General features: G+C 40.7%; 8 protein-coding genes. 5 read left to right on the top strand and 3 right to left on the bottom strand.

The genetic code is table 11. The features are described 5' to 3' along the window. Nucleotides 1–41: 41 nt before the first annotated feature. From ACZW67_RS13555 to xthA, 3 genes are all read right to left on the bottom strand, one after another. A complete protein-coding gene (locus ACZW67_RS13555) occupies nucleotides 42–434 on the bottom strand; it encodes a DUF4377 domain-containing protein (RefSeq protein ID WP_465183692.1) in 393 nt (130 codons plus the stop codon). A gap of 379 nt (nucleotides 435–813) precedes the next feature. Further along, nucleotides 814–2,037, bottom strand: coding sequence for a bifunctional glutamate N-acetyltransferase/amino-acid acetyltransferase ArgJ (gene argJ / locus ACZW67_RS13550; RefSeq protein ID WP_465183691.1), 1,224 nt, complete (start codon nucleotides 2,035–2,037; stop codon nucleotides 814–816). Nucleotides 2,038–2,215: 178 nt separating this feature from the next. Further along, the gene (xthA, locus tag ACZW67_RS13545; RefSeq protein WP_465183690.1) at nucleotides 2,216–3,037 is read right to left on the bottom strand and encodes an exodeoxyribonuclease III; all 822 of its coding nucleotides are present in this window, start codon (nucleotides 3,035–3,037) and stop codon (nucleotides 2,216–2,218) included. A gap of 573 nt (nucleotides 3,038–3,610) precedes the next feature. On the opposite strand from xthA, the gene ACZW67_RS13540 reads away from it, so the two are divergent. The 5 genes from ACZW67_RS13540 to ACZW67_RS13520 all read left to right on the top strand — a co-directional run bounded on the left by ACZW67_RS13540 (nucleotide 3,611) and on the right by ACZW67_RS13520 (nucleotide 10,531). After that, on the top strand, nucleotides 3,611–4,195 hold the full coding sequence (locus tag ACZW67_RS13540; protein ID WP_465183689.1) for a thioesterase family protein: 585 nt from the start codon (nucleotides 3,611–3,613) through the stop codon (nucleotides 4,193–4,195). Nucleotides 4,196–4,255: 60 nt separating this feature from the next. Continuing rightward, complete coding sequence (locus ACZW67_RS13535; protein WP_465183688.1) at nucleotides 4,256–5,179, top strand: ABC transporter ATP-binding protein; 924 nt, start codon at nucleotides 4,256–4,258, stop codon at nucleotides 5,177–5,179. 118 nt (nucleotides 5,180–5,297) lie between these two features. Beyond that, on the top strand, nucleotides 5,298–6,089 hold the full coding sequence (locus ACZW67_RS13530; RefSeq protein ID WP_465183687.1) for an ABC transporter permease: 792 nt from the start codon (nucleotides 5,298–5,300) through the stop codon (nucleotides 6,087–6,089). A 463-nt stretch (nucleotides 6,090–6,552) separates the two neighbouring features. Continuing rightward, nucleotides 6,553–8,250 carry an AMP-binding protein gene (locus ACZW67_RS13525; protein WP_465183686.1) on the top strand — a complete coding sequence of 566 codons (1,698 nt, stop codon included), beginning with the start codon at nucleotides 6,553–6,555 and terminating at the stop codon, nucleotides 8,248–8,250. A 580-nt stretch (nucleotides 8,251–8,830) separates the two neighbouring features. Beyond that, nucleotides 8,831–10,531, top strand: a complete 1,701-nt coding sequence (locus ACZW67_RS13520; protein ID WP_465183685.1) for an AMP-binding protein — start codon at nucleotides 8,831–8,833, stop codon at nucleotides 10,529–10,531. Nucleotides 10,532–10,575 lie beyond the last annotated feature (44 nt).

The raw sequence follows: 10,575 nt of genomic DNA, 5'->3' as shown, positions 1-10,575 counted from the left end.
CTATAGCGAGGTTACAAAACATTCAGTAAACCAAGCAAGTTTTACTCAGCAGTTTTCGAGATAACTTTATTTAAGATCCAAACAGGCTGTACGACATCAGAGCCTTCTTCAGTCATTGCTTCTTGGCGTATATCTAGCATATAACGATAGTTAGGCTCATAAGTAAAGCCTTGGATGTTGCCGTTTAAAGTGGTGTAGTTTTTCTGATAAGTTTGACGATATTGTAAACACTGAGATTCAACCATAGAGCCGTCAGTTGCTGTCAAATCACATACTGCTTTGCGCGGGGCGACTTCTACTTCAAAACTTGGAATATTCACCACTTTTACATTCATAGGCTGCCCTTCAACCACCATCGTACGTTCATTGTCCATAGTAGAACAACCAGAAAGTGCAAAAGTAGTCATCAATGCTGCAAGTGCAAATTTTTTCATTATAAAATCCTCAGTGAGTTGTTATTAATTATAAGTGGCTTGCTTAAATTTATTTTTTTTAACATCTAATCTTTGTAATAGTTGGTCTTTGTAAAAGCTAATCTTTTTAGTAGTAAGCACGGCACTGCAAATGTGTTATCGAGCAATAAATCATCAAAGTTTATAAATCCTGCCGTGTGTTATTTACTAAGATTAGTATAAGTCGCGAGCTCTCTGTCTCTCTACAACTGCTTTGTAAAGTAACGTCAGCTTTTGCAACTGATGTTAGTGGTACGTATTAACTAGTAGGGCTAATTGATACTGAGCAGGCATCAGACAGCAAAAAGCCAGAATGACAATCACTCTGGCTCAATCAACAATGTATTTACTTTAATAAATTCTAACTACGATAATCAGCATTTATCTTAACGTAATCATAAGATAAGTCGCAGGTATACACCGTATCACTGGCATCGCCACGTGCAAGATTGATATGAATAGTAATCTCAGGACGACTCATGACTTCCTTGCCCGCCTCTTCCGTATAGCTAGGCGCAACGCCACCACTTTGGCAAATCATTACATCATCCAGATACACGTCGACTTGCTCTGTATCTAAATCTTCGATACCCGCATAACCAACTGCAGCCAATATACGACCCCAATTGGCATCGCTGGCAAAGAATGCTGTTTTTACGAGTGGTGAATGTGCAACTGCATATGCCACATCGCAGCACTCTTTCGTCGTCTGACCACCAGTGACTTTCACTGTCATAAACTTAGTTGCACCCTCTCCATCACGCACGATTAATTGCGCCAAACGAACAAACACTTCTGCTAACGCCGTAAATATTGACTGATAATGCGGATGTTCTGGGCTATCGATCACTTCTGAGCTAGCAGCGCCAGTGGCTATCAATACACAGCAGTCATTGGTAGAGGTATCACCATCGACAGTGATACGGTTAAAAGATTGCTCATTGATGGCACTTAGCATCTCTTGTAATAGGTCAGCAGTGATATTGGCATCAGTCGCCACGTAACCCAACATGGTAGCCATGTTCGGGCGTATCATGCCTGAGCCTTTTGACATACCTGTTATGTGATAACTGGTACCCGCTACATCAACTTTTTGACTGGCAAGCTTAGGAATGGTATCAGTGGTACGAATACCATTGGCTGCTGCAAGCCAACTGTCAGGGGCTAAAGTAGCAAGTGCATTGTCTAAGCCTGCGATCACTGCGTCACTATTTAGTGGCTCACCAATGACGCCTGTAGAAAATGGCAATACAGCATTGCTATCTACGCCAGCTTTATGAGCCAGTGCAGCACAGATATCGACAGCACGGCGCTTGCCATCAGCGCCCGTCCCTGCATTGGCATTACCTGTATTGGTCACCAAATAGCGAGGGCTGGCTTTAGCGAAGTGTTCGCGCAATACACGCACAGGTGCAGCACAAAATGTGTTTTTGGTAGTAACAACCGCAGTGGTTGCATTATCCGCTATCTCTATGACGACTAAATCGTCACGATCCTTGTAGCGTACACCCGCTGCAGTCGCACTTAGCTTGATACCTTCGATAGGATAGATCGTATTGGGTACTTCAATATTTCCGACAGCCATCATTACATCCTTAGTGTTCAAGTCTTATTATGATTTATAGACTATGTTTTGATCAATACTATAGTCTGTTCAATATGATTTGGATACAAGGAAGCTGAGTGAAAGTACTACAAATAGTAAATTAATCGAAGCTGACACCTTATCCAATTTATAGAAGATTAACTATATAAACGTATTACTATTTTTTTAAGTCAAATGCCGACCAAATTGGCGCATGGTCAGACGGTTTTTCCATAGCGCGCAGATCATAGCTGATACCTGCATCAACACATGCTTCAACTAGGTCTGCGGTACACAAAATATGGTCGATACGCAGTCCGCGCTTAGGCTCGTCATTAAAACCGCGACTGCGGTAATCAAACCAGCTATAGAGCTCAGTGCTTTCTGGATAATGCAAACGATAGGTGTCCGTCAGCTCACGCGACATCAGTGCACTATACCACTCACGCTCTTCTGGTAAAAATGAAGTCTTTCTGTTTTTGAGCCAGCGCTTAGCATTGACTTCACCAATACCAATATCGATATCTTCTGGAGCGATATTCATATCTCCCATAACCACGAGAGAGCGACCTTCTGCTTTTAATGTATCAATATAAGCCATTAAATCTGCATAATAAGCACGCTTCATTGGAAACTTAGTTGGATGGTCTTGGCTCTCTCCTTGCGGAAAATAGCCATTGAGCACATCAACTTCACGTCCTTCAAACTCATAGCGGGCATGAATAAAACGCTTTTGCGCTTCCTCCTCTTCACCCGGAAAGCCTTTTTGCACAAAAATAGGCGCCACTTTAGACAAGAGTGCAACACCATAATGCGCCTTTTGACCAAAATATTCTACGTGATAGCCCAAGCTTTCTATGTTCTCTAAGGGAAACTGCTCGTCATGTACTTTGGTTTCTTGCAGACCCATCACATCAGGATCGATGACGTCTCGCACAGCCTCAAGCTGATGTTGGCGAGCACGAATACCATTAATATTAAAACTGACAAAACGGGTCATAAATTATCCTATACTGATTGATGAAATACGGTGCTAATACAAATAGTTGAGAGGCAAAAGATAAAAACCACTATAGTCGATTCAATTTAAAAGTAGTACAAGGCAACCGAGTGTCGATGTATATTAAATACTTCAAGCGAGGTTAACGCAGTAATATTTTTATAGTGGAATGACTATATGATAACAGACGGAGCGCAACCTAACTATTGCGTGTCCTGATATCTTGAGCTAGAGTAGCTCTTCTTATTAATTGTTATTTCTATAATAGTTTTGAATGACACTTTATTATCGTCAAAACCCTATTAAAAAACTGCATTGTTATTTATTCAAAAGACAATACTAAAGTGTGTCTTCATTTTAAAAACGGTGATAAAAATGAGATAAATTGCCGTCAAAAAAGAAAAATAGCGTAGATAATATCGGGATATTAACCAGCTACTTGACGATTTTTGGCAATATTTAGCCATTTTTAGCCCATTCAGATGACTATCGAGTGAATTGAAGACAAGCCCTAACCTTTATTAAGCAAAAACTTTAAACCATTTATATTGATAAAAAATACTGAGCATAATTATGACAACGACTAATAGCAAAAACTCCACTGCAACATCAACGGGAATCAATACAATTACGCCATTGTTTGCTAAAGATTATAACGTCTATATTAACCATACTGATGCCGGTGGTATAGTCTACCACGCCAATCATTTGGTGTTTTTTGAAAACTGCCGCCGTGATTGGTTTGGCCAACTTGGTTTAAATGGTTATTTCTTACAAACTGATAATGGCGATATACAGCATTTTGTCGTGAGTCAGGCAGACTTGCAATACAAACGAGCCATTCTCTTAGATGAAGTGATCAACGTGCGTGTAGACAAAGTCGAATTAAAACCTGCCAGTATGATTTTCCATCAAAGCATCCATCGTCACATAGCAAATAGCGACGCTACTGGTAACGTCAATACTAGCAGCAGTATATTGAGTAGCGCTAAAATCGTTATTGCCTGTGTACAAAATCAAGTTCAAGCAGAGCCTATATCTAATGACAAATCAGATGCTACCGCTGCGAACAATGCACCTATGCGCCCTATCCGTGTACCACAAAAATTACGTAGTGCTATCGAGCAAGCTATTAGCGAGCAAATGGGTAGTCAATAATCCTAATAGATGAACGTGCATCATAATAAGGGTGTTGTTGATAATGGTGGGTTTGGAGTTATGCTTACATTCGAAGACATTTGGGTACACAGCAGACGTACAGCGACCTCATTTTCTTCTGACAATGTATCTAACAATGCGTCTGATAATGTATTTAGCAATGTCACTAGCGTTCAAACAAACCCCTTTATACCATTTAATATTTATCAAAAGTGGTCTAAAAAACTAAGAAAAATAGTAAAGCCAGATCCTATTTTACCCGCTCATGAGCGAGTATTGATAAATGGTGTAACTGGTACACTATTATCAGGACAAGTAACGGTGCTGACAGGGTCTTCTGGTAGTGGGAAATCTGTATTGTTACGGGTATTAGCGGGACTATTGCCAATGAGCAACGGTGACGTCTATCTAAATAATAATGATGCATCAAACATCAATGCGCCTCAAAGTATTCACGATACGTTGCCCACACAATGGCGCACGCAAGTTGCCCTGCTCGCACAGCACCCGCAACTGCTAGAAGGCAGTGTCATTGACAATCTAACAATGCCGTATCGCCTACAAGCTCATCAGCATCTCGATTTTGATATAGATTGGCACATCGCACAGCTCGAACGCTTGCAACGAAACGCTGATTTTTTACAGCAAGATACCTATCACTTATCAGGTGGTGAGCGGCAACTGGTCAACACCTTACGTCTTTTACAGTTAAATCCACAGGTATTATTACTGGATGAGCCTACAGCCGCGTTAGACATTGACACTTCTGCACAGCTGGTAAAGCTACTCATGAACTGGCTACAACTGGATGCCCAGCGCACATTACTATGGGTCACGCATGATACGCAAGATATCATGCCACTCGCCAATCATCATTGGCATATGCAATCAGGCGTATTAACTGAGGTGTTTTCATACCAGAACATAGTCAACACCTCATCTCATACATTCACTGACTGGTTCTACCTAATATTTATATTATAATATAGTCGGCTCAATATAATTTGGATACAAGAAAGCCGAGTGCAAGCGCTACATGTAGTAAACTAAGCGAGACTGACACCGTATCCAGTTTATAGAGGATTAACTATAATGAGCACTTATGAGTGGTACGGATGATATGCAGATGGTTCTGACTTATGGGGATGTCGCTTTAGCTAGTAGTCTAATTCTCATCGTACTTCTCGTATCATGGCGACTGCGCTTGCATCTGACTAAGATACTATTAACCGCTGCTATTCGTACCGTGGTTCAGCTTAGTTTCATTGGTTTGATATTGGCATGGATCTTTGCACGTGAACAATGGTATGAAGTGCTCCTCATTTTAACCATCATGACCTTAATTGCAGGCAGCGCTGCCAAAAACCGGGTCAAGCGTCGCTATAAAGGCTTATTCACTGATACGTTTATCGCAGTCAGTACTTCAGCCGCATTCGTTACGGCAATCGCAATTCTTATTATTTTGAGGGTGCAGCCTTGGTACACCCCGCAATTCATCATTCCTATACTAGGCTTAATACTGGGCAACTCGCTCACTGCCATCTCTTTGACCAGCAACCAATTGATTGAATCCTTCCATGAGCAACGCGGGCGCATCGAGATGATGCTCAGCTTATCTGCACGACCATTTGAAGCCGTACATGAGCCCATACGCGCTGCGATCATCAACGGCATGACACCAACGTTAAACTCAATGTTAGTCGTTGGTATTGTCAGTTTACCGGGTATGATGACAGGTCAAATCCTTGCTGGCGCCGATCCTACTCAAGCAGTTCGCTATCAGATTGTAACCATGTTTTTGATATGTGTGAGTAGCACGCTCGGTTGTACAATCAATGCATTGCTTATCTATCGACGCTTTTTTAATAAAAAACATCAGTTTATCCTACCTTAAATACTGCGGTATTAATGTCTAGTTATTAAAGTTACCTCATTTTTTAAACACACCTCTATATATTTGATTTTAGTCATATATTTTATTTTGACTTATGTACTGACCAGTATTTCATTTTCATATTATTTCTAATAATACTCATGCTAATGTACTCATTGGAGGTTCATTTATTTTTAAATGTTTTAATTATATAAAATATTTGCATTGTTATTAAGGTACCTGCTTTTTAGATTTTCTTAATGATAAATTATATTTTCTAAAAATCGATTCTATAGAATGATTTGCGTTTCTAAATAAAATCTGGATTGACTATATAACAACAAAACAAACCCATCAGTCAGTCAATCGATAAGAAATTATCACTCTCAACAGCAAACGATTTCGTCAGCGCTGATGAGCATCATTGACACGGACACGACTGCCACATCACAATTTTAAATAGTAAATTTCAAGGACGCTGACTATGACGCCGAATAAACCATGGCTTGCCCATTATCCTAATATTGTGCCTAAGACGATCAATCCCGATAGATACAACAGCATCATAGATCTATATGAAGAGTGCTTTGATCGCTTTCGTTTGCACCCTATGAGCATCTGTATGGGTGTGACTCATACTTATGGTGACGTTGATAAAGCTTCACTGGCAGTTGCGGCATGGTTACAAGCACAAGGTATCCCTAAGGGCAGCGTCGTCGCGCTAATGATGCCGAACGTTCCACAGTACTTGCCTACGATGATTGGTATTTTGCGCGCAGGATATGTATGTACGCCTATCAACCCACTTTATACCGGTCGAGAGTTGCGTCATCAATTGAATGATTCAGGTGCGCAGATTATTTTTGTGGTTGATAATTTTGCCCAAGCACTTGAGCAAGTCATTGATGAAACCAATATTAAGCGCATTGTCCTCTCAAGAATGGGCGATATGATGGGTCTCAAAGGTATCTTGGTCAATACGGTTATCCGTCAGGTCAAACGCCTCGTTCCTAAATATAAGCTGAACGACCCTAAGCACGAATTGACCAAATTCCCTGATGTGCTCAAAAAAGGTAAAGTTCTTCCGTTCCATAAACCCGCCATGCAATTAAGTCAAAAAGCTTTTTTGCAGTACACAGGTGGCACGACCGGACTGTCTAAAGGTGCGATTTTGTCGCAGCGGAATATCGTTGCGGCAGCCTTGCAGTCAGAAGCATGGACTCGGCCGATTACCTCAGAGATTAATGAGGTTTATATCAATATGGTTATGGCCTTGCCGCTATATCATATATTTGCGTTTATGCTAAGTATGCTCGGCATGCGTTCGGGCTACACCTTTATATTGGTGCCAAACCCACGTGATATATCAGGATTTGTCAAAACATTATCAAGGCAACCGTTCCATATATTGCCAGCGGTTAATACTTTGTATAAGGGCTTACTCGATAATCCAAACTTTAAAAACTTAAATTTTAGTTCCCTGCGTCTCTCTCAAGCGGGCGGTATGGCTGCGACTGAGCAAACAGCTGCACGCTGGCTTGAAGTCACTGGCTGCCCGATGGTCGAAGGTTGGGGTATGACTGAAGGCGTGGCAGCAGGTACCGCTAACATTGTGACGGATCACAAATTTAATGGCACTATTGGTTTGCCGCTCCCGAGCGTTGATATCATTGTGGTCGATGATGAGGGCAATCGTCTTGGTATCAATGAAACAGGTGAGATGTGCATCAAAGGCCCCAATGTCACTTCTGGATATCTCAATAGAGACAGTAGTGAGGACTTTACCAGTGATGGTTACTTCCATACTGGTGATATTGTCAGCATGGATGAAAGAGGCTATATCACCCTACTCGATCGCAAAAAAGACATGATTTTAGTCTCAGGTTTTAACGTATTCCCGAATGAGATTGAATCTGTCATGTTGGATTGTAATGCTATTGTTGATTGCGCAGTCATTGGTATTCCAGATGAACATCAAGGCGAAGCCGTTAAGATTTACGTCGTTCCTGCTAATGATAAGGTGACCAAAAGCAATATCAAAGAGTTTGCTTTGGATAATATGACTGGCTACAAATGTCCGCGTTATATCGAGTTCATTGATGAGCTACCAAAAAGCAATGTCGGCAAAGTATTGCGTCAAAAACTACGTGAAAAGCATCATGTAGACAACCCGAAACGGTAAATAAAGCATCTATAATAAAGAAGCGTTCTATCTCAACATAGAGCGCTTTTTTTATGAAAAACCAATCATTATTATTAATAAAATTGCAGAGCTGTAACAATCCAATCAACGTAATTGTGTGGCCAACTGTATTACAAGATAGATACTTGGTATAATAATTTAACATTTTTCTAGAAAAAAACCGCTTATCAGTTTATATAACCGTTTATCTAAATATATGTTGCAACATATATTGTTGTTTTTATCAAATTTAATTATAAACTATCAAGTTCTTGTATTGCCATAACGAAATCAATTGTAGTTATGTTACTGTATTGCTAAAACAAGTTACTTCATTTTTTCAGCAATAAAGACAACAACCTGCCGTTTAATCTACTCCGATTCTTAGCCATTGTGGTTAAATCAATTTGTAGTTAAAAACTTTATATATGTAAAGGCCACCTTATTCTAGCAGTCTGTGAATCACTATGATGTCACTCGACAATTAATTGCTCTTTCAGCAATGATATATATTGTTGACACGGATGTGACTACTTTTTTATAGAACCTTAACTTATTTCAACACTTAAGGACTTTAAGTATGACAGTAGATAAACCTTGGCTTGCTCAATACCCACAAAACGTACCCAAAACCATTAACCCTGATCAGTATACTAGTCTCATAGAGCTGTATGAGGAATGTTTTGAGCGTTTCCGTATGCATCCTATGACTATCTGTATGGGCGTCACTCATACTTATGGTGACGTTGATAAAGCCTCACTGGCAGTGGCAGCATGGTTACAAGCACAAGGCATTCCAAAAGGCAGCGTGGTGGCAACGATGATGCCAAACGTTCCACAATACTTGCCTACGATGATTGGTATTTTGCGTGCAGGATATGTATGTACCCCTATTAATCCACTTTATACTGGTCGAGAACTACGCCATCAATTAAATGATTCGGGCGCTCAGGTTATTTTTGTGGTGGATAACTTTGCCCAAGCACTTGAGCAAGTCATCGAAGAGACCAATATCAAGCGTATTGTCCTCTCAAAAATGGGCGATATGATGGGACTAAAAGGTATCTTAGTCAACACAGTTATCCGTCAGGTCAAACGCCTCGTTCCTAAGTATAATCTTAATGATCCTAAGTACAATGTTACTAAGTTTCCTGAAGTGCTCAAAAAAGGTAAGCATTTACCTGTCCAATCACCAAAAGCCACTATGGAACAAAAAGCCATTCTGCAGTATACGGGCGGAACAACGGGGCTATCTAAAGGTGCTGTCTTAACTCAGCGCAACGTCGTTGCTGCTGCTATGCAGTCAGAAGCATGGTACCGTCCTGTCACCTCAAATATTAATGAGGTTTATATCAATATGGTTATGGCGCTGCCGCTATATCATATATTTGCGTTTATGCTGAGTTTGCTTGGTATGCGCTCGGGCTACACCTTTATATTGATACCCAATCCGCGCGATATGCCAGGGTTTATCAAAACATTATCAAAGCAACCGTTCCATATTTTCCCAGCGGTTAATACTTTGTTCAAGGGTTTGCTCGATCAGCCAAACTTTAAGGATTTGAACTTTAGCTCATTACGTATCACTCAAGCAGGTGGCATGGCAGCAACTGAGCAAACAGCATCACGCTGGCTTGAAGTCACTGGCTGCCCGATGGTTGAAGGTTGGGGTATGACTGAAGGAGTAGCTGCAGGTACTGCCAACGTCATCACTGACCGTAAATTCAACGGTACTATTGGCATACCAGTTCCTAGTGTTGATGTCATCGTGGTCGATGAGAACGGCAAACGTATGGGTCTAAATGAAGCGGGTGAAATGTGCATCAAAGGCCCTAACGTCACTTCAGGCTATTTCAACAAAGACAGTAGCAATGACTTTACCAGTGATGGTTATTTCCGCACTGGCGATATTATTAGCATGGATGAAAAAGGCTATATCACCCTACTTGATCGTAAGAAAGACATGGTCTTAGTCTCAGGTTTCAACGTCTTCCCGAATGAAATTGAATCTGTCATGCTAGATTGTAAGGCTATTGTTGATTGCGCAGTCATTGGTATTCCTGATGCACATCAAGGCGAAGCGGTTAAAATTTATGTCGTGCCTGCAGACAACAATGTCACCAAAAGTGATATTAAAGAATTTGCATTGGAAAATTTAACTGGTTATAAGTGCCCACGTCATATTGAGTTTGTGAGTGAACTGCCAAAGAGTGCTGTTGGTAAAGTCCTGCGTCAAAAACTACGTGAAAAACATATATCAGACAACCCTCAAACCCTTTAATTGTTAAGCGCTATACACTTAAAAATAGAAAGAATAAAAAAAGC

The organism is Psychrobacter sp. TPE 89C (assembly GCF_055522395.1).
Note: the sequence above shows the minus strand (reverse complement) of the source record. Positions and strands in the feature narration are given on the sequence as shown.